The organism is Brevundimonas subvibrioides ATCC 15264 (genome assembly GCF_000144605.1).
Taxonomy (GTDB): Bacteria; Pseudomonadota; Alphaproteobacteria; order Caulobacterales; family Caulobacteraceae; genus Brevundimonas; species Brevundimonas subvibrioides.
This window is the reverse complement of record NC_014375.1, coordinates 747,332-765,787: the sequence shown is the minus strand read 5'-3', so window position 1 is coordinate 765,787 and position 18,456 is coordinate 747,332. Positions and strand designations below refer to the sequence as shown.

Sequence of the window (18,456 nt, the reverse complement as noted above, 5' to 3'; positions counted from 1 at the left end):
ATACGCCTTGCCGCTGGAAATTGGCAGTTTCGCGTCGCCGTCCCGGATTTGAATGCCACGTTCATGCCGTGGTCAGGTCGGAACCTTCACCGTAAGGCGACGTTCCCCCGCCACTGAATTTTCAAGAAGGCCAAAACCATGCGCACCAATCTGATCGTCACGAGCCTGGGCGTCGTCGCCATGCTGGGGGCCTCGGCCTGCACCACCATGGACCCCTACAGCTCGACCCCCCAGCGGAACAACACCGCCAGCGGGGCCCTCTACGGCGCTCTGGGCGGGGCCGTGCTGGGCTACCTGACCAACACCTCGGACGGTGAACAGGGTCGGCGCAACGCCCTGATCGGGGCCGGCGTCGGGGCCCTGGGTGGCGCGGCCGTCGGCAACTACATGGATCGCCAGCAGCGCGCCCTCGAGGCCGAACTGTCGGGCACCGGTGTCGGCGTGGCGCGTCAGGGCGACAACCTGGTCCTGCGCATGCCGTCTGATGTCACCTTCGCGGTGAACCAGTCCAACATCGAGCCCCGCTTCGACGCCGTGCTGTCGGACGTGGCGGGCGTGCTTCAGGAGTATGACCGGTCGGTCGTGGACATCGTGGGTCACACCGACTCCTCGGGCGGCGACGCGATCAACCAGCCCCTGTCGGAGCGCCGCGCCCTGTCGGTCGCCGACGCCCTGATCGCGCGCGGCGTCATCCGCGAGCGCCTGTTCGTCGCCGGTCAGTCGTCGCGCGTGCCCGTCGCCTCGAACGCCACGCCGGAAGGCCGCGCCCAGAACCGCCGCGTCGAGATCCTGATCCGTCCCTTCACGGGCTGATCCGACACACGACGTTGAAAACACACGGGTCCGTGACTTGCGTCGCGGGCCCGGGTGTGGTCCCTGAGTCCGGACGACTCGGGGGAGTGATATGGATCAGGACGGCGATTTCGGCATCGGGGCGCGGTTGGTCCTGACCGCGTTCGTCTCGGCCGTGTTCAGTGCGACCCTAGTCATCGCCATCGGCCAGTCGATCCTCGAGCGCACTCCCGACGCCCCGGCGCAGGACCAGCCCGCCCTGATCCGCACAACCGGCTGACGCCTTGCGGGAATCGGGCCATCGGCGTCTGCTGGTGGCATGAGGCGTATTCCCCTTTCCGCTCCTGATCTGGGTCCAGACGATCGGGCACGATTGATCCAGACGTTCGACGACGGCTGGGTCTCGTCCGCCGGCCCGGTGGTCGAGGCGTTCGAGCAGGCCTTCGCGGATCATGTGGGCCTGGCCCACGCCACTGCGACATCCTCGGGCACCGCCGCCCTGCACCTGGCGCTGCACATGCTGGATCTCAAGCCCGGCGACGCGGTGATCGCGCCCACCCTGACCTTCATCGGTGGTGTGGCTCCGATCGTCCATGCCGGGGCCCGGCCGCTCTTCGTCGATTCCTCCCCCGACGACTGGAACCTCGATCCGGCCCTGCTGGACGCAGCGTTCGCAAAGGCAAGGACCGAGGGTCTGACGGTGCGCGCCATCGTGCCGGCCGACCTTTATGGCCAGGGCTGCGACATCGGCGCGATCGGTGCCGTCGCCGCGTCGCACGGCGTGCCGGTGATCCTGGACTCGGCCGAGGCCGTGGGGGCCATGGTCGGGGGGCGCCACGCCGGCCACGGTGCCTCGGCGGCCGGCTTCTCGTTCAACGGCAACAAGATCATCACGACGGGTGGCGGCGGCATGCTGGCGTCGGATGACGGGGCCCTGATCGCGCGGGCGAGATCGCTGGCCGCGGCGGCCCGGATCCCGGCCGTCCACTACGAACACGCCGAGGTCGGCTTCAACTACCGGATGCTCAGCCTGTCGGCCGCGCTGGGACTGTCACAGCTGCCGACCCTCGAAGCCAAGGTGAACCGCCGACGCGCGATCTTCGATCATTATCGGGGTCGCCTCGGTGGCCGCTATGGCGTGGATTTCGCCCCGGAGGCCCCCGGACGCCGTCACACGCGCTGGCTCAGCGTCATGGTGATGGACCGCGAGATCACGGGCGTGAGCCCCGAACGCCTGCGTCTGGCCCTCGCGGCTGCCGATATCGAGGCCCGCCCGGTCTGGAAACCCATGCACCTGCAGCCGGCCTTCCGCGATGCCCCCGTCCTTCAGAACGGGGTGGCCGAGACCCTGTTCGCCGGCGGCCTGTGCCTGCCGTCCGGCAGCAGCCTCACCGGGGCCGATATCGACCGGGTCTGCGACGTCATCGAGGCCACCCTCGACGCCTGACGCTGCCCTACCCTGTGGTTTCGAAGCGTGTTGCGACGGCTTTTGCGGTGGGTTTGAGGGCCTTGGGTTCGTGGTAGTTTCCGTTGACCTGTGTCTGGTCGATGACGTGGGCGCGGAAGCGGACGAACAGGTCGGGGTCTGGGGTCCGGGGGCGGGTCCAGAAGGCGTCGATGGTCTGCTGGTCGGTGAGGCCGTCGAAGTCGAAGAAGGCCTCGCCGAGGACCTTGACGGGGGTCTTGAAGCCCAGGGCCGACAGGGCGGCCGAGGAGTTGTTGACCACCATGCCGGCGGAGGCGCGGCACAGCTGGGCCAGGTTGCCGCCGTCGATGAAGTCGACCCGGTCGGCGATGCCGCGTTCGATGGCCAGGACCCGGGTCATGCGGCGCAGGTCGACCAGGCCGGGATCCAGCGGATGGTTCTTGACCACCAGCCGGGTGCCGTCGGGGGCGTGTTTCGCGAACGAGGTCAGGACCTCGGCCAGGAAGGCGGTGTTGTCGGCATAGTGGGAGTAGCGCAGCAGCTGGGCGTCGCCCTCGCGCTGCAGGCAGGCGATGAAGAAGGGCCCGCGCGCGCGGATGACCCCGGCGTCGGCCTCCTGGGAGGACCGCAGCATCAGGCCGAAGTAGCGCCGGATATGGCTGGCGCACTGCAGCCAGGCCGGGGTCGTATAGGGCTGGGCATAGCGGCGGAAGGCGAACGGCCGGACCAGGAACTGCAGGAAGTGATACAGGCTGATGTTGGCCACATGGTGCGGCAGGGCGCGTCCGACGGGCCGGGCCGGCACGATCTCGGGGATGGGCGGGTCATAGGCCGCCCGCGCGCGCGCCAGACCGGAGCGGGCGTTGACCCCGTCCTGCTCGACCGTGATCCAGTCCGGCCGGAAGTAACCGTTCTCGAGGACCCAGATTCTAAGGGCGCTACCGCTCGCGCCGCGGGCGCTCGCTGCTTGAGCGCGTTCCTGGGTCGCCGCACCGCCAACGCCCGGCTCGCGGAGCCTCGCTGCCTGGGCGGGGGAAGAATCAGAGGAAGCGTCGACCGCCAAAGCCTTGAGGGCGTCGGCCTGGGTCAGGACGGCCTGGTTGTAGGGGCCGCCCTCGCCGAACACGACCAGGTCGGTCAGGCCGTGGGCGGTCACCAGTCCGGCCAGCCGGGCGGGCCAGTCGCGCACGTCGCCGTCGAAGGTCAGGCCGCCGGGGCGACGCCAGTAGACCAGGTCGCCGATGTTGAAGATCATGCGCCGGACCCGGGCGCCCCTGGCCTCCAGCTCGGCCGCCAGCACCCGGCCGAACGGGCCGAACGGCGCGGTCACGATCAGGAAGTGGCGGCCTTCCAGCGGCAGGGCGCTATCGCTCGCAGGATGCAGGGCGCTACCGCTCGCGACGCGGTCGCTCGCTGCCTGAGCGCGGGAGTGTTGCAGAGGGGCGTGGGCCGGGTCCAGCGCGGTCGGGGCCGGAACCGGCGTCAGGACGGGGGTGGTGTCGTTGGCCACGCGACGGTCCGCCACGACGCGGCGGTCGACGGGCGGACGCGGCCGGCGCGCGGGAATGCGGACATCGGCCATGCTCAGGCGTGGCTCGCACGGACGGCGAAGGCGGCTTCGGTCGGAGAGACGATCGTCGAGGCGCAGCGCTTTGACATGGGTCTCCTTGTCGCGCCGTGATCCGCCGGGATCAACCGGCTTGTCCGGAAAAGCGATCGGAAACGACCCGTTTCACAGAACCGCCGGATAATCGTGGGTTGTTCGACACATATCGTCAGCCCCCGGACGGTGTCGCCGGAGAGGCGACGGAGAGGCGCCGGCGCTCACGACGCGGCCGCTCGCTGCCCCGCCTTGATCCCGGGATCCTGAGCGCAAACAAAACCGCCGGGCCCCTCGCGAGGCCCGGCGGTCAAGTGTTTCGTCCCATCGGCGACCGTTCACCGGGCACCGGACCCGGATCGTGAGATCCGGGCCGGGCCGTGGAAGCGGTTCTTAGAAGTTGATGCCGATGGTGGCGCGACGGTTCAGAGGCTCGCGAACGCCGTCGGCGGTCGGACGGGCCAGGTTGGTTTCACCCTTGCCGTCGAGAGCGATCACGCCGCCGTTGACGCCGTTGGACACCAGGGCGTCAGCCACGGTGCGGGCACGACGGTTCGACAGGCCCACGTTGTAGGCGGCCGAGCCGGACGTATCGGCATAACCGACGACCAGAACGCGCGTCGGACGACCCGACTTGGCGTAGGTGGCGGCTTGCGTCACGACCGAGCGGGCTTCCGCCGTCAGGTCCGAGCGATCCCAGTCGAAGTACACCACGAACTCACGCGCCGTCGGGGCCGGAGCCGGCGGAGGCGGGGGAGGCGGCGGCGGGGGCGGAGGAGGCGGCGGGGGCGGGGGCGGCGGGGGCGGAGGTGCCATCGGCGCTTCGTCGGCACCGAACGCATAGCGCAGGCCCAGCGTCACGGTGTGCGACTGGTCGTAGTCGCCTTCGAACGTGCCCTGGTTGCGCGTGACCGGAGCCGACACGGTGTCGAACTCGGCATCGCCCGTCAGGTAACGGTAGGTCAGGTCGATGTTGGCGCGGTCGCCGACAGCGTAGCTCAGGCCGGCGATGGCCTGGGCGGCGAACTTGGTCGACGAGTCGTCGGCCACGATCGAGCCGGCACCCTGGCGGTAACGGCCGGCGAAGTCAGCGGCGACGCGGTTCACACCGACGCCCAGACCCACGAACGGACGAACGCCCCAGTACTCGCCACCGATGTCATAGATGACATTGGCCATCAGCGTGGTGGATTCGATGTCGCCTTCCGGGGAGAAGCAGGGACCCGTGGCCGGCGTGAAGTTGCAGATGCCGTTCGTGCCCGACACGGCGCGAACCGTGCCGATGTCGCCCGAGCGATAGCCGCCCTCCAGCTCGACGCGCCAGTTGGCGTCGAAACGGTAGCCCAGGCGCGCAAACGCAGCCCAGCCGTCGTTCACTTCAAAATTGAAGTTCTGACCCGTCACCGAAGACTCGGCGTTGATGTCGTCGATGATCTGGTAACCGGCGTCTACCGCACCGTACCAGCCGTCCGGCTCAGCCGATGCAGCACCAGCGGCCATAAGCCCCATAGCTGCGACGCCGGCGAGAAGTTTCAGCTTCATGTCGTCCTCATTATTGATTGATGCCCTAGGGCCACGCATACACGTGACACTCGGGAAGCCGAACGGCAGACTGCAGTCCCGGTTCCACATTACGGTTCGCAATGTGGCGACTGTGGCGCCGTTTCAACACATCTCACCCCCTTGGCGAAACGCGGCGGCCTGATATCAGGCTGACGGAACAAGGGAGTCCAGTTCGATGGCAATTCGGTTCGACGGCAAGGTGGCGATCGTCACGGGTGCGGGCGGCGGTCTGGGGCGGGAACACGCCCTGGCCCTGGCAGCGCGCGGTGCCAAGGTCGTCGTGAACGATCTGGGCGTCGCCCGCGACGGATCGGGATCGTCGCACAGCCCGGCCGAGGCCGTCGTGGCCGAGATCCAGGCCCTGGGTGGCGAGGCCATCGCCAGCGGCGCGTCCGTGACGGACTTCGAGGCCGTGAAGGCCATGGTCGCCGACGCCACCGCGAAATGGGGCTCGGTCGACATCCTCGTGAACAACGCCGGCGTCCTGCGAGACAAGTCGTTCGCCAAGATGGACGTGGAGGATTTCCGCTTCGTCGTCGACGTGCACCTGATGGGCGCGGTGAACTGCACCAAGGCGGTGTGGGACGGCATGCGCGAGCGCAACTATGGCCGGATCGTGATGACGACCTCGTCGTCGGGCCTGTACGGCAACTTCGGACAGGCGAATTACGGCGCGGCCAAGATGGCGCTCGTCGGCTTCATGCAGACCCTCGCGATCGAGGGGGCCAAGAACGACATCCGGGTCAACTGCCTCGCCCCCACCGCCCATACCCGCATGACCGAGGACCTGGGGGCCGCCCTGCCGCTCGAGGCGCTGGGACCGGAGCTGGTGTCGCCGGGCCTGGTCTATCTGGTCAGCCAGGACGCGCCGACACGCTGCATCCTGGGCGCCGGCGCCGGCGGGTTCGAGCGCGCCTATGTGACCCTGACCCAGGGCGTTCGGATCGTCGGCGACGACGCCGCCGATCAGGTCGCCGCCCGCTTCGACGCGATTTCGGACCGCACGGGAGAGATCGTGCCGGACATGGGCGCGGCACAGGGCATGATCGAACTGACCAAGGCGCACAAGGCCCATTCCTGATCGTCGACGTCGCGTCATGGCTTGCCTTGACGCGACGTCAGGCGCCTAGGTTCGATGCCAGCCAATCGACAATGACGCGCAGTCGTCAGCCAGGGAGAGAACTATGCGTGAAGCGGTGATCGTCTCGACAGCCCGGACCCCGATCGGGCGCGCCTATCGCGGGGCGTTCAACGACACCGCGCCCCAGCAGCTGGGGGCGCACGCGGTCAAGCACGCCGTCGCCCGCGCCGGCGTCGATCCGGCCGAGATCGAGGACGTGATCATGGGTGCGGCCCTGCAGCAGGGCGGAACCGGCACCAATGTCGCGCGCCAGATCGCCCTGGCGGCAGGCCTGCCGTCGTCGGTGCCCGGCATGACCCTGGATCGGCAATGCGCGTCCGGCCTGATGGGCATCGCCACGGCCGCCAAGCAGGTGGTGTTCGACCAGCAGAAGATGGCGGTCGGCGGCGGGCTGGAGTCCATCTCGCTGGTCCAGAACCAGCACATGAACCTGTTCCGGATGAAGGACGAGGCGCTGCTCAAGCTGTCGCCCCACATCTATATGTCGATGCTGGAGACGGCCGAGGTCGTGTCGCGCCGCTATGGCATCTCGCGCGACCGCCAGGACGAGTACGCCCTGCAGTCGCAGCAGCGGACGGCGGCGGCCCAGGCGGCCGGACATCTGGACGCCGAGATCGTGCCGATGACCACGACCATGCAGGTGATGGACAAGGCCACCGGTCAGGCGTCGGCGAAGGAAATCACGCTGTCGAAGGACGAGGGCAACCGCGCCGACACCACGCTGGAAGGGCTGAAGGCGCTCAAGCCGGTGTTCGGGGGCGGCGAGGAGATCCAGCAGGGCGAGTTCATCACCGCCGGAAACGCCTCGCAGCTTTCGGACGGCGCGTCCGCCTCGGTCATCATGGAGGCGGGCGAGGCGGTCCGGCACAATCTCGTGCCGCTGGGTGCCTATCGGGGCATGGCCGTGGCGGGCTGCGAGCCCGACGAGATGGGCATCGGCCCCGTCTATGCCGTGCCGAAACTGCTGAAGCGCCACGGGCTGACGATGGACGACATCGGCATCTGGGAGCTGAACGAGGCCTTCGCCTCGCAGGTGCTCTACTGCGCCGATACCCTGGGCATCCCGATGGACCGGCTGAACCTGTCGGGCGGGGCCATCTCGATCGGCCATCCCTACGGCATGTCGGGCGCGCGGATGACCGGACACGTCCTGATCGAGGGCAAGCGGCGCGGGGCCAGATATGGCGTCGTCACCATGTGCATCGGCGGCGGCATGGGCGCGGCAGGCCTGTTCGAAATCTACTGAGAACGGCCGTAAGCCGCGCCCAAAGCAAGAGCGATCCGAAACGCCAAGCGTTTCGGGGCGGCGCGGCAGGCCTGTTCGAAATCTATTGAGAACGGCCGCAAGCCGCGACCAAAGCAAGAGCGATCCGAAACGCAAAGCGTTTCGGGGCGGCGTGGCGGGTCTGTTCGAGATCTAATGATCCGGCACGCCGTACTGCTCCCGGAGGTAGGCTCGCCAGCGCGCGCGCAACGCGGCGGGCCGGGCGGGATAGCGGTCTTCCAGCACCTCGGCCGTCAGAACGCGGTCGGCCCTGAACATGCGGAAATCGTCGCGGGTTTCGCACCAGGCGACGACGATCCGGGTGGTCTCGCGATAGGCGACCTGGAACGGCCAGACCGTGCGGCGGGTCTCGACCTCGCGTTCGTCCCGGTAGTGCAGGGCTACCTTCCGCGCGCTGTGAATGGCCCCCCGGATGTCGGCCATATCGATGGCCTCCGGAAGCACGTTCCAGCCGCCTACGCTGGCGACCGCCGGTTCCAGCACCACCGGCCTCAGACGCTCGGGCACGGTGGCCGCGATCTTGGCGATCAGGTCGCGGGCGGCGCGGGCCAGGGCCGGGTCTCCCCTGCCCGCCACCCACTGCGCCCCCAGCACGGCCGCCTCGATCTCGTCCGAGGTCAACATCAGCGGCGGCATGTCGAACCCTGAGTCGAGGACGTAGCCGATGCCCGCCTCGCCCCGGATCGGGACGCGCTGGGCCATGAGGGCGGCGATGTCGCGATAGACGCTGCGTTTGGACGTCTCCAGTTCGGTCGCGATTCGATTGGCCGTGAGCGGTTTGCCACTGCGCCGGAGCAGCTGGACGATCTGAAAGAGCCTGTCTGCGCGCCTCATGGGATCACCGTCCTGCATCGATGCTGACATCATGCTGTCAGCAGGGTGGCAGTAGTCAATCCTCCGTGGCCAGGGCGACGTCGCCGCGGCCCCATGGGAGAGGTTCAATGCTGACGCTGTTTCACGCCCCGCAGTCGCGGTCGTCGCGGATCATCTGGCTGATCGAGGAACTCGGGGCCGATGTCCGGATCGAATACTGCGCGATCGCCCATCGTCACGGGCAAAAGGTCGGGGAAGCCGACCCGAGAAACCCGCACCCCGACGGCAAGGTTCCTGCGCTGAGCCACGATGGCATCGTCATCACGGAGTCGGCCGCTGTGGCCCTGTATCTGACGGATCTCTTCCCGGAGGCCAGGCTCGGCGCGCCGGTGGGGTCCAGCGAGCGGGGGGCCTATCTGACCTGGCTGACCTGGGCGGCGGGCGAGCTGGAGCCGGCGATGTGGGGCCAGATCATGGGTCAGACCGAGACCGATGCGTTCGCGCGCGCCCGCTATGATGCGGCGATGGAAAGGCTCACGGAGGCGCTCTGGGCCGGCCCGTGGTTGATGGGCGAACGCTTCACGGCCGTCGATGTGATGATCGGCGCGGCGCTGGGATGGGGTCGCCAGCATCTGCCGGACAACCGCGTATTCGACGCCTATCAGGCCCGGCTGGCCGAACGCCCCGCGAAAGTGCGTGCCGACGCCCGCGACGGTGACGTGAGCACCCTGCGGGCGGCCTGAGTCCGGTCAGGCGGCGTCGGCGTGGCCGTGGAAGGGTGCGTCGCCGTCGCCGATGATCTCCACCCCTTTCAGGGCGTCGACATAGGTGTCGCGCCAGATCGAAACATCGGTGTCGCGCACCACCTGCATCAGGGCCTGCCACTTCCGGACCCTTTCGGCCAACGGCATCGTCAGGGCCTTCTTGATGGCGTCCGACAGCTCCTCGCGGCTGAACGGATTGACCAGCAGGGCCTCGCACATCTGCTCGGCGGCCCCGGCGAAGCGCGACAGGATCAGGACGCCGGGGTCTTCCGGATTCTGGGCGGCCACGAATTCCTTGGCGACCAGGTTCATCCCGTCACGCAGCGGCGTCACCAGACACACCCGCGCGGCGCGATAGATCCCCGCCAGCTGATCGCGGCGATAGCTGCGGTTCAGATAGCGGATCGGCTGCCAGTCCATGTCGGCATATTCGCCGTTGATCCGGCCGGCCAGGGCATCCAGCCGGGCGCGGATGTCCTGATAGGTATCCACGTCATCGCGCGAGATCGGCGTGACCTGGACCAGGAAGACGTCGCCACGCATCTCGGCATTGTCATGCAGAAACTGCTCGTAGCCGAGCATCCGCTCCTCCAGACCCTTGGAGTAGTCGAGCCGGTCGACGCCGACCATCATGGAGCGGAAGGCGGAAGATGCCGCCATACGGTCGTAGGTCCGGGCCCCCTGGGGCGAGTTGCGGGCGTCGATGAACCCCTGGACATCGATGCCGATGGGGAAGACGCCGACGCGAACACGGCGATCGAACGCCTCGAGACCGCCATAGCCCGCCAGCTCGCCCCGCGCCTCGGAGATCACATAGTCGCGGAACAGGTCCAGCCATTCCTGGGTCTGGAAGCCGATCAGGTCGTAGGCGAACAGGCTCTCCACCAACCGGCGGTGATGCGGAAGGGTCACGAGAAGCTGACGCACCGGCCAGGGCGTATGCAGGAAGAAACCGATCCGGTTCTTGACGCCCAAACGGCGCAGGTCCCGCGCCATCGGGATGAGGTGGTAGTCGTGGATCCAGATGATGTCGTCGGGCTGGATCAGGGGTGCCAGAACCTCGGCGAACCGGCGGTTCACCCGCTCGTAGCCCTCGCCATAGGACCGCTCGTAGGCCGTCAGGTCGACCCGGTGATGGAACAGCGGCCACAGCGTCTTGTTGGCATAGCCGTTGTAGTATTCCTCCACGTCCTGCGCTTCCAGATCGACCAGGGCGACGGTAACCCCCGCCCGATCCTCGTACTTCAGCTCCCCGGTGAACTGCTCCGTCGTTTCACCCGACCAGCCGAACCACAGGCCGTCGTATTTCCGCAGCGCCGCGGACAGCGCCATAGCCAAGCCACCGGCAGAGCCGGCCGCTGGATCGACGGGAGCCGAGACCCGATTGGAAACGACGATCAGGCGGCTCATCGCACGTCCGTCCAGGACCGGCTGAGCAGGACGGCGCAGTTGATGATGCCGACCAGCGAATAGGTCTGCGGATAGTTTCCCCAGAGCTCGTCGTCGCCCAGCGAGATATCCTCGCTCAACAGGCCCGCATTGGTGCGACGGCTCAGCATCTGGTCGAAAATCTCGCGTGCTTCCTGATCCCGGCCGTTCTGGTGCAGGGCCTCGATGAACCAGAACGTACAGAAGTTGAATGCGGTTTCCGGCTCTCCGAAATCGTCAGGCTCGACGTAACGGAACAGATAGGGCCCCTTCTTCAGATCCCGCTCGATCGCATCGAAGGTCGCCACCTGGCGCGGGTCCGCGGGGTCGAGGAAGCCCAGATCGACCATCTGGAGCAGCGACGCATCCAGTTCCTGTCCGCCGAAGCTGGCCGCGAAACGTCCTTCTTCGGGCACGAAGGCCTCCTCCTCGATCCGGGTCCGGATGATGGCGGCGCGCTCCCTCCATACCGAGGCGCGATCCTGCAGCCCCAGACGGTCGGCGGCCTTGGCCAGCCGGTCACAGGCGGCCCAGCACATGACGGAGGAATAGGTGTGAACCCGCGCGATAGTGCGGAACTCCCACAGGCCGGCGTCGACCTGGTCGTGCATGGCGAAGGCCCGGTCGCCGACCTTTTCGAGGGCATAGAAGTCATCGATCGTGCCGGCACGCAGCAGGCGACTGTCGTAAAAGCTCTGAACCAGTGGCAGGACGATCTGTCCGTACACGTCGTGCTGCAGGTGCTCCCGGGCCTGATTGCCGACGCGGACGGGCTTCATCCCGCGATAGCCGGCGACGGACGTCACGATCCGCTCGTCGATATCCTCCTCCAGACCCACGCCATAGACCGGCTGCACATGCCCCCCGGCGGACGAGTCGACGAGGTTGCGGAGATAGACGAGATAGTTCTCGAGGATGTCGACCGCCCCGAGGCGGTTCAGCGCCCGCACGGTGTAATAGGCGTCGCGGACCCAGCAGTAGCGATAGTCCCAGTTGCGGCCGCTTTCCGGGAACTCCGGCACCGAGGTGGTCATGGCCGCCACGATCGCTCCGGTCTCCTCGAAGACGCAGAGCTTCAGCGTGATGGCCGCACGGATGACGGCCTCCTGGTAGTCGAGCGGGATGTAGAGGCTGCGCACCCAGTCGCGCCAGTAGGCGACGGTCCGCTCCAGCGTGGCCCCGATGCCGGGTCCGACCTCCTGATCGTAGCCTTCGTCCGGCCCCAGGAAGAAGTGCAGGGGCGACTCCAGCCGGAACGCGCGCTCGTCCAGCACGTGCGAGACGGGGCAGTCGGTCGTCAGACGCAGGGTGATATCCGTGCACAGATAACGGATGTGGTTCGATCCGGACGTCACGGCCGCCCGACGCGCCCCCCAGTCGGCGGCGGGGCGCAGTCGGATGCGGATCCGCGGCGTTCCCGACAGCGGCCGGACGATCCGGGCGAAGGCCAGCGGGCGATAGGTGCGGGCGTGCTTGGCGTGTCGCGGCGCGAAGTCGATGATCTCCAGCGCCGATCCGTCGTCGGCCGTCAGGACGGTGCGCAATACGGGCGTGTTGCGCACATACGCCTGACTGACCGAGGCGAGGTTCTCGAGCTCCACGGACCAGAAGCCGTGCTCGGGGGCATCCCCGTCCATCAGGGCGGAAAACACCGGGTCGCCATCGACACGGGGTGCGCAGGCCCAGACGAAGCGCCCCGCCCGGTCGATCAGGGCCGAGATGGCGCAGTTGCCGATGGGGGCGAGATCCAGCGACGGGCGGTTGGGGGAGAGATCGGTCATGCGGGCTGAGCCTCCATCGCGACGGCTTCAAGCCAGGTCAGAACGGCCTCCACATCGGCCAGTCCATAGCGTGCCGCCGTTTCTCGCGGCGCTCCTACCAGGATGCCGAAGCCGCCCAAGGCCTCGGCGGCCACAAAGCCGGCTTCGTCCGTCAGGTCGTCGCCGAGCATGACGGGCATGGTATCGGCGAACGCAGGCTCGCCCATGAAGGCCGTCAGGGCGGTGCCCTTGTCGGCCCCGGGTGTCTTCAGCTCGACCACCAGCTTGCCGGGCTGGGCGACCAGTCCGGCTCGCTCGGCCCAGACGTCCGCCAGGGCCAGCGCCTCGGCCTCGACATGCGGTACGGCGCGGTAGTGCAGACCCGCAGAGACGCCCTTGTCCTCGACGATCATGCCCGGGTGGGTCTCAGCAAATGCGCGGAAAGCCTCGACGGCCGCCGCGACACCGGCGGAGGGCTCGATTGTCGCCGTCGACCCGTCACGGCGTCTGCGCTGGAGGCCGTGCACGCCCGCGGCCGAGCGCGCAGCCCCTCCGGTGATCCGGTCGATTTCAGACAGGGTCCGGCCGCTGATCACGGCGAGACGGCCGTCCAGCGCGCGATCGAGCGTCTGCAGGATCCGCGTCCGGCGCGGATCGGCGACAACTGCGTCCGGCGTGCTGGCCATGGGTGCCAGAACCCCGTCCAGGTCGAGAAACAGGGCAAGCCCCGCCGACGCATGGACCGAGGCCTGCGGCAGGCATGGGATGAGGGTTCCGGCGTTCGACGGCATTCTGTCCAGACTGTGTTTTTAGGTGCCCGTCGTACCAACGCGTCACTGCGGCAAAGGTTGACCTCACCGCGGTGAACTTGCGTTACAACCACCCGGCTCGCTAAACCGTCGCCATGTCGCTGGATGCCAAAAACATGTCGTCTCCCGAAGCCATCGGCGAGATGACCGAGCACGCCCGATCCGTCATTCGCCTGAATATTGAGGCGCTTCAGGCCCTGGAACGGACGGTCGATGCCAGCGTGGCGCGAGCCTGCGACATCATCCTGTCGCGGCCTGGCTATGTTGTGGTCACGGGTATCGGCAAATCGGGCCACATCGGCGGCAAGATCGCCGCGACCCTGGCGTCCACCGGGACCAACGCCTTTTTCGTGCATCCCGCCGAGATGAGCCACGGCGACCTCGGAATGCTTCGGCACGACACGACGCTGCTGGCCATCTCCAACTCGGGCGAGAGCCGCGAGCTCCGCGATCCCCTGCTCTTCTGCCAGCGCAACGGCATCCCCGTGATCGGCATGACCCAGCGCGGCTCGTCCTTCCTCGCCCGCATGTCGGCGGTGGCCATGGTCATGCCCAGCGTGGCCGAGGCCTGTCCGAACGGCCTTGCGCCCACGACATCGACCTTGATGACGCTCGCGCTCGGCGATGCCCTGGCCATGGTGCTGATGAACCGGCGCGGATTCTCGGCGGAAGCCTTCGGCATGCATCACCCCGGCGGGGCCCTGGGCATGAGTCTGCAGAGTGTGCGCGAATGGATGGGCGACAATCACGCCCCACCGCCCACCGTGCCGCTCACGGCCAGTTTTGCGGATGTCGTCGCCTCCATCACCGCCGGCCGCAAGGGCGCGGTCGCCGTGCTGGACGACGACGGGAAGCTTGCGGGGATGATCACCGACGGTGACGTGCGCCGGGCTTTCGCAGCCGACGTGACGGGCGTTCGGGCGGACGATGTCATGAACCGGCAGCCGATCACGGTCAGCCCCGATCAGCGCATGAGCGACGTCGTCGATCTGCTGACCGCAAACCGCATCTCCAACCTTTTCGTGGTGGAGGATGACCGGCCCCGGGCGATCGTCCATGTCGCCGAACTGATGCAGGCAGGCTACCTGTCCTGACGCCGGGCGGCCGATTGACCGGTGCAGGCCGAAGGTCTACGCCGATGAGCGCCAACTACGCCGAAGGGCCGGATTTGACTGGATTTCCAGAGGTTTCTTGGCCAGAGCGGACGCCCCTCCGCCGCGCCGCAGGCGTGGTGCCGAACGATGGGGATGCATGACCATTTCCGTCCTGTTTGACGCCAGTCGTCTGGTCAGCCGGGCCGAGCGCACGGCGCCGACGGGCGTGGATCGCGTTTGCCTGGCCTATGCGGAATGGCTGCTGTCGCGCCCGGATCTGTCGGTGACCCCGGTCAGGACGCGCAAGGACCGTCTGGTCGCTCTGGACCCGGACTGGTTCCGGGCCTGCGTCGCGACCCTGCGCGCCCGCTGGACCGGCGGCACCACCGAGCGGGCCCTCACGGGCGATGAACAGCGACTGGTCGCCGCCCTGAAGACGCCCGGCCGGGCCACGGAGTCGGTCATCGGCACGCCGCCCGCGCCCCAGACCGCCAGGCCGGCCCCCCTTTCGAAGCTGTGGCGATTCCTGCGCGAGCCGCGCGGGGCGGGTGCCCTGCCGGACAGCGCCTTCTACTTCAACGTCGGCCACACGGGTCTGGTCGACGACGTGATCCTGTCTGCGCTGGCGACGCGGGGGGTCCAGCGCATCGTCATGCTGCACGACCTGATTCCCATCACCCATCCGGAATTCTGCAGGCCGGGGGACGGAGACAAGCATCGCGATCGCGTGCTGAGCACCCTGCGCCACGCGTCCCGCATTGTGGTGAACTCCCGCTACACGGCCCATGAACTCTGCGCGTTCGCGGCGCGGGAGGGGCTGACCCCGCCGCCGATCGACGCGATTCACCTTGGCCTCGAACCGTCCTTCGAACGGATTCGTCCCACCGATCGCAAGGGTCGCTATTTCGTCCACGTCGGTACGATCGAGGCGCGCAAGAACCTGGCCTTCCTGCTGACCCTGTGGCGACGGCTGGCTGAACAGATGGGCGCGGAGGCTCCCCAGCTGGTGCTGGTGGGGCGCTATGGGTGGGAAAACGAGGCGGTGCTGGATCACCTCCAGCGCTCGCCGCCCCTGCGCGGCCTCGTCCACCAGGCGTCCGACCTGCCCGACAGCGCCCTGGCTGATCTGATGACGGGGGCCTGCGCCGTGCTTGCGCCCTCGTCCGTCGAGGGGTTCGACCTGCCCGCTGTCGAAGCGTGCGCCCTTGGGGTCCCGCTGATCGCGTCTGACATCCCGGCGCACCGTGAGCTGGTGCCCCATGCCCGCCTGGTCGATCCGCTCGATGGACAGGGCTGGCTTCAGGCGATCGAGGAGACGATGCGGCAGCCGCCGACGGTCTCCGACTTCACACCGCCGTCCTGGCCGGATCATTTCGTCGCGCTGTCGACGCGACTGGGACTGGACGGGACGGCGGCTCGCGCCTGATCAGCCTGCGAGGGCCATGGGCTGCATGACGTCGGCCAGAAGGTCGTAGGAGCGCACACGTGCGGCGGGGTCCCAGATCTGGCTCGTGACCATCAGTTCGTCGGCTCCGGTCCGGTCGACGAAGGCCTGGACCGCCGCACGCACCGTGGCGGGCGATCCGACGGCCGAACAGGCCAACGCCTGTCCGATCATGGCGCGTTCCCCCTCGCCCAAGGTGTCCGCATATCCCGGCAAGGGCGGCGGCAGCTTGCCGGGCCGTCCGGACCTGAGATTCACGAAGGCCTGCTGGACCGACGAGAACAGGGCCTGGCCCTCGGCGTCCGTATCGGCGGCGAAGACGTTGAACCCCAGCATGACATAGGGTTTGGCCAGGCGTGCGGACGGGCGGAACGTCTCGCGGTAGATCCGGATCGCGGACATCATCTCGGTCGGCGCGAAATGGCTGGCGAAGGCGTAGGGCAGGCCCAGGTGGGCCGCCAGCTGGGCCCCATAGGTCGATGAGCCCAGAATCCAGACCGGCACCGACTGGCCTTCGCCCGGGTTGGCACGGATGCGCTGATCGTCGGCGGCCGGCTCAAACCAGTGCAGCAGTTCCATCACGTCCTGAGGGAAGCTGTCGCCGTCGCCGGCCAGGGTGCGACGGAGCGCCCTCGCGGTCGCCATGTCCGAGCCCGGCGCGCGGCCGAGCCCCAGATCGATCCGGCCCGGATAGAGGGCATTCAGCGTGCCGAACTGTTCGGCGATCACCAGAGGCGCGTGATTGGGCAGCATGACCCCGCCGGCGCCGACCCGGATGGACTTCGTCGCCGCGGCCACGGCCCCGATCACGACCGAGGTCGCAGCCGAGGCGATGCCGGCCATGTTGTGATGCTCCGCCAGCCAGTAGCGGTTGTAACCAGCCGTTCGGCGTGGCGGGCCAGGTCGATGGTGTTGGCCAAAGCCTGCGAGACGTCGGAGCCTTGGGGCACCGGCGCGAGATCGAGAACGGAGAGCGTCGTCATACCCGCCATATGGGGATGACGGGCCCGGCGGCAATCAGGCGGCGTTCGCAGCCTTGCCCTTGGCCTTGGCGGCCTTCTCGGCCTGGGCGTCCTCATGGGCGCGCATGCCGATGGCGATCAGTTCGGCGGCCTCGCCGGCATCGCCCCAGCCCTTGACCGTGACCGACTTGCCCTTTTCCAGATCCTTGTAGCGGCTGAAGAAGTGCTCGATCTGCTCGACCAGGATGGTGGGCAGCTGCCGATAGCTGGCGATGTCGGTGTAGTAGGGGTTCAGCTTGTCGACCGGCACGGCCAGGATCTTCTCGTCGCCGCCCGCTTCGTCGACCATCTTCAGCACGCCGATCGGGCGCGAGCGGATGATGCAGCCCGGCACGACCGGCGTCGGGTTCAGCACGATGACATCGCAGGGGTCGCCGTCATCCGACAGGGTGTGCGGAATGAAGCCGTAGTTCCCCGGATAGTACATCGAGGTGTGCAGGAAGCGGTCGACGAACAGGGCGCCGGACGCCTTGTCCATCTCGTACTTGACCGGCAGGCCGCCCTGCGGGATTTCGATGACGACGTTGATGTCCCAAGGCGGGTTGGGACCGACGGGAATGGCGTCGAGGTTCATGCCGGGCTCGATTGTGCATCTGCGAAAGAGTGGCAGGCGTGATAAGGCCTGCGAGGCCGCACGGCAAGCCGGGATGGCGCGCAGTGCCAAAGGAGACAGCTGAGCAATGACGGCGATGGACGGGCTGGGACTGGCGCTCTTCTTCCTGTGCTGGCTGGGATACGACCCGCTGCTGCGCGTGCTCGCCCACCGCAGCGGCTCGCTGAACACCGACATGCTGACGATTCGTCATGCCTGGATGACGGCGATGACGCACCGGGAAATCCGCCTGCTGGACAGCCAGCTGCTGGGCCATTCGATCAATTCGGGGTCCTTCTTCGCCTCGTCCAACCTTCTGCTGATCGCGGGCGTCGGCGGCATCCTGTTCGGTGGCGACCAGGCGTTGCAGGGCTTCACCGCCGTTGGGGCCGAGGACGTGCCGGTCCAGCTGCTGGAGGCCAAGCTGGGCCTGGTGCTGCTGTGCCTGGCGCGGGGTCTGCTGGATTTCATCTGGTCCATCCGCCAGATGAACTATGCCCTCGCCCTGATCGGGGCCGCGCCCGAGGTGCATTCCGAGGGCGACAAGATCGCGTTCGGCGAGGCCACGGCCCAGGTTCTGAACCCGGCGCTCGCCGCCTTCAGCCAGGGTGTCAGGGGCTATTACTTCGCGCTCGCCGCGGCCGCCTGGCTGTTCGGGCCCCTGTGGCTGGCGGCCGGCGTGCTGTCGGCGTTTTCCCTGCTGGTATGGCGTCAGTCGGCCTCACCGGCGGCGCGGGCGATCCGGACCGCCAGACGGCTTATCGAGGTCAATCGGGAGCGCGAAGCCTGACCATTTCGCGCTGCAATATGATCAACGATCAGGAACGCGCACGTTTTTTGCCATGAAATCGCTTACATCAAGGCAGGCGCGCATTTCGGTTGGTAACAAGGCGTGATCGCAGCGCGTTAAACCTTGCTTGACG

The 18,456-nt window shown here is 67.8% G+C and carries 16 protein-coding genes and 1 pseudogene; 9 read left to right on the top strand and 8 right to left on the bottom strand.

Annotated features, from left to right (window positions below):
* Nucleotides 1-138 precede the first annotated feature (138 nt).
* The 3 genes from BRESU_RS03815 to BRESU_RS03810 all read left to right on the top strand — a co-directional run bounded on the left by BRESU_RS03815 (nt 139) and on the right by BRESU_RS03810 (nt 2,239).
* Complete coding sequence (locus BRESU_RS03815) at nt 139-813, top strand: YiaD family glycine zipper/OmpA-like lipoprotein (RefSeq protein WP_013268184.1); 675 nt, start codon at nt 139-141, stop codon at nt 811-813.
* A 91-nt stretch (nt 814-904) separates the two neighbouring features.
* A complete protein-coding gene (locus BRESU_RS17290; RefSeq protein WP_013268183.1) occupies nt 905-1,072 on the top strand; it encodes a hypothetical protein in 168 nt (55 codons plus the stop codon).
* Nucleotides 1,073-1,111: 39 nt separating this feature from the next.
* Nucleotides 1,112-2,239 (top strand): DegT/DnrJ/EryC1/StrS family aminotransferase, encoded by a 1,128-nt coding sequence (locus BRESU_RS03810; protein WP_013268182.1) that lies wholly within the window; start codon nt 1,112-1,114, stop codon nt 2,237-2,239.
* A 7-nt stretch (nt 2,240-2,246) separates the two neighbouring features.
* Here the strand turns inward: BRESU_RS03810 and BRESU_RS03805 are convergent, their stop codons facing one another.
* A complete protein-coding gene (locus BRESU_RS03805; protein WP_013268181.1) occupies nt 2,247-3,800 on the bottom strand; it encodes a capsule biosynthesis protein in 1,554 nt (517 codons plus the stop codon).
* Between the two features lie 411 nt (nt 3,801-4,211).
* Nucleotides 4,212-5,360: an OmpA family protein gene (locus BRESU_RS03800; protein WP_013268180.1), complete on the bottom strand. Its 1,149-nt coding sequence runs from the start codon at nt 5,358-5,360 to the stop codon at nt 4,212-4,214.
* A gap of 196 nt (nt 5,361-5,556) precedes the next feature.
* Here BRESU_RS03800 and BRESU_RS03795 point away from each other — a divergent pair, with 196 nt between their 5' ends.
* The gene (locus tag BRESU_RS03795; protein WP_013268179.1) at nt 5,557-6,462 is read left to right on the top strand and encodes an SDR family NAD(P)-dependent oxidoreductase; all 906 of its coding nucleotides are present in this window, start codon (nt 5,557-5,559) and stop codon (nt 6,460-6,462) included.
* 103 nt (nt 6,463-6,565) lie between these two features.
* A complete protein-coding gene (locus BRESU_RS03790) occupies nt 6,566-7,768 on the top strand; it encodes an acetyl-CoA C-acyltransferase (protein ID WP_013268178.1) in 1,203 nt (400 codons plus the stop codon).
* Between the two features lie 171 nt (nt 7,769-7,939).
* On the opposite strand, the gene BRESU_RS03785 is transcribed toward BRESU_RS03790, so the two are convergent.
* Complete coding sequence (locus BRESU_RS03785) at nt 7,940-8,641, bottom strand: helix-turn-helix transcriptional regulator (RefSeq protein ID WP_013268177.1); 702 nt, start codon at nt 8,639-8,641, stop codon at nt 7,940-7,942.
* A gap of 107 nt (nt 8,642-8,748) precedes the next feature.
* Here BRESU_RS03785 and BRESU_RS03780 point away from each other — a divergent pair, with 107 nt between their 5' ends.
* On the top strand, nt 8,749-9,363 hold the full coding sequence (locus tag BRESU_RS03780) for a glutathione S-transferase family protein (protein WP_013268176.1): 615 nt from the start codon (nt 8,749-8,751) through the stop codon (nt 9,361-9,363).
* Between the two features lie 6 nt (nt 9,364-9,369).
* Here BRESU_RS03780 and BRESU_RS03775 read toward each other — a convergent pair whose 3' ends face one another.
* Genes BRESU_RS03775 through otsB form a run of 3 tightly spaced genes read right to left on the bottom strand, consistent with a single transcriptional unit; the run spans nt 9,370 to nt 13,363 of the window.
* Nucleotides 9,370-10,794 (bottom strand): alpha,alpha-trehalose-phosphate synthase (UDP-forming), encoded by a 1,425-nt coding sequence (locus BRESU_RS03775; protein ID WP_013268175.1) that lies wholly within the window; start codon nt 10,792-10,794, stop codon nt 9,370-9,372.
* Nucleotides 10,791-12,593: a glycoside hydrolase family 15 protein gene (locus tag BRESU_RS03770; RefSeq protein WP_013268174.1), complete on the bottom strand. Its 1,803-nt coding sequence runs from the start codon at nt 12,591-12,593 to the stop codon at nt 10,791-10,793. Before BRESU_RS03770 ends, BRESU_RS03775 begins: the two co-directional genes overlap by 4 nt.
* Nucleotides 12,590-13,363, bottom strand: coding sequence for a trehalose-phosphatase (otsB, locus tag BRESU_RS03765; protein ID WP_013268173.1), 774 nt, complete (start codon nt 13,361-13,363; stop codon nt 12,590-12,592). The genes BRESU_RS03770 and otsB overlap by 4 nt, the downstream gene beginning before the upstream one ends.
* Before the next feature lie 134 nt (nt 13,364-13,497).
* On the opposite strand from otsB, the gene BRESU_RS03760 reads away from it, so the two are divergent.
* Nucleotides 13,498-14,475, top strand: coding sequence for a KpsF/GutQ family sugar-phosphate isomerase (locus tag BRESU_RS03760; RefSeq protein ID WP_041762011.1), 978 nt, complete (start codon nt 13,498-13,500; stop codon nt 14,473-14,475).
* A 157-nt stretch (nt 14,476-14,632) separates the two neighbouring features.
* Nucleotides 14,633-15,901, top strand: a complete 1,269-nt coding sequence (locus BRESU_RS03755) for a glycosyltransferase family 4 protein (RefSeq protein WP_013268171.1) — start codon at nt 14,633-14,635, stop codon at nt 15,899-15,901.
* Here BRESU_RS03755 and BRESU_RS03750 read toward each other — a convergent pair.
* Together BRESU_RS03750 and ppa are read right to left on the bottom strand one after the other, a co-directional pair.
* A pseudogene (locus tag BRESU_RS03750) lies at nt 15,902-16,902 on the bottom strand (LLM class flavin-dependent oxidoreductase).
* 34 nt (nt 16,903-16,936) lie between these two features.
* Nucleotides 16,937-17,515: an inorganic diphosphatase gene (ppa, locus tag BRESU_RS03745; RefSeq protein ID WP_013268170.1), complete on the bottom strand. Its 579-nt coding sequence runs from the start codon at nt 17,513-17,515 to the stop codon at nt 16,937-16,939.
* A 106-nt stretch (nt 17,516-17,621) separates the two neighbouring features.
* Here ppa and BRESU_RS03740 point away from each other — a divergent pair, with 106 nt between their 5' ends.
* Nucleotides 17,622-18,323: a DUF599 domain-containing protein gene (locus BRESU_RS03740; protein ID WP_013268169.1), complete on the top strand. Its 702-nt coding sequence runs from the start codon at nt 17,622-17,624 to the stop codon at nt 18,321-18,323.
* Nucleotides 18,324-18,456 lie beyond the last annotated feature (133 nt).

Bases quoted from the DNA above. Each gene is read 5' to 3' on its own strand.
- BRESU_RS03815 (WP_013268184.1), top strand. From the start codon at position 139: ATGCGCACCAATCTGATCGTCACGAGCCTGGGCGTCGTCGCCATGCTG.
- BRESU_RS17290 (WP_013268183.1), top strand. From the start codon at position 905: ATGGATCAGGACGGCGATTTCGGCATCGGGGCGCGGTTGGTCCTGACC.
- BRESU_RS03810 (WP_013268182.1), top strand. From the start codon at position 1,112: ATGAGGCGTATTCCCCTTTCCGCTCCTGATCTGGGTCCAGACGATCGG.
- BRESU_RS03805 (WP_013268181.1), bottom strand. From the start codon at position 3,800: ATGGCCGATGTCCGCATTCCCGCGCGCCGGCCGCGTCCGCCCGTCGAC.
- BRESU_RS03800 (WP_013268180.1), bottom strand. From the start codon at position 5,360: ATGAAGCTGAAACTTCTCGCCGGCGTCGCAGCTATGGGGCTTATGGCC.
- BRESU_RS03795 (WP_013268179.1), top strand. From the start codon at position 5,557: ATGGCAATTCGGTTCGACGGCAAGGTGGCGATCGTCACGGGTGCGGGC.
- BRESU_RS03790 (WP_013268178.1), top strand. From the start codon at position 6,566: ATGCGTGAAGCGGTGATCGTCTCGACAGCCCGGACCCCGATCGGGCGC.
- BRESU_RS03785 (WP_013268177.1), bottom strand. From the start codon at position 8,641: ATGAGGCGCGCAGACAGGCTCTTTCAGATCGTCCAGCTGCTCCGGCGC.
- BRESU_RS03780 (WP_013268176.1), top strand. From the start codon at position 8,749: ATGCTGACGCTGTTTCACGCCCCGCAGTCGCGGTCGTCGCGGATCATC.
- BRESU_RS03775 (WP_013268175.1), bottom strand. From the start codon at position 10,794: ATGAGCCGCCTGATCGTCGTTTCCAATCGGGTCTCGGCTCCCGTCGAT.
- BRESU_RS03770 (WP_013268174.1), bottom strand. From the start codon at position 12,593: ATGACCGATCTCTCCCCCAACCGCCCGTCGCTGGATCTCGCCCCCATC.
- otsB (WP_013268173.1), bottom strand. From the start codon at position 13,363: ATGCCGTCGAACGCCGGAACCCTCATCCCATGCCTGCCGCAGGCCTCG.
- BRESU_RS03760 (WP_041762011.1), top strand. From the start codon at position 13,498: ATGTCGTCTCCCGAAGCCATCGGCGAGATGACCGAGCACGCCCGATCC.
- BRESU_RS03755 (WP_013268171.1), top strand. From the start codon at position 14,633: ATGACCATTTCCGTCCTGTTTGACGCCAGTCGTCTGGTCAGCCGGGCC.
- ppa (WP_013268170.1), bottom strand. From the start codon at position 17,515: ATGAACCTCGACGCCATTCCCGTCGGTCCCAACCCGCCTTGGGACATC.
- BRESU_RS03740 (WP_013268169.1), top strand. From the start codon at position 17,622: ATGACGGCGATGGACGGGCTGGGACTGGCGCTCTTCTTCCTGTGCTGG.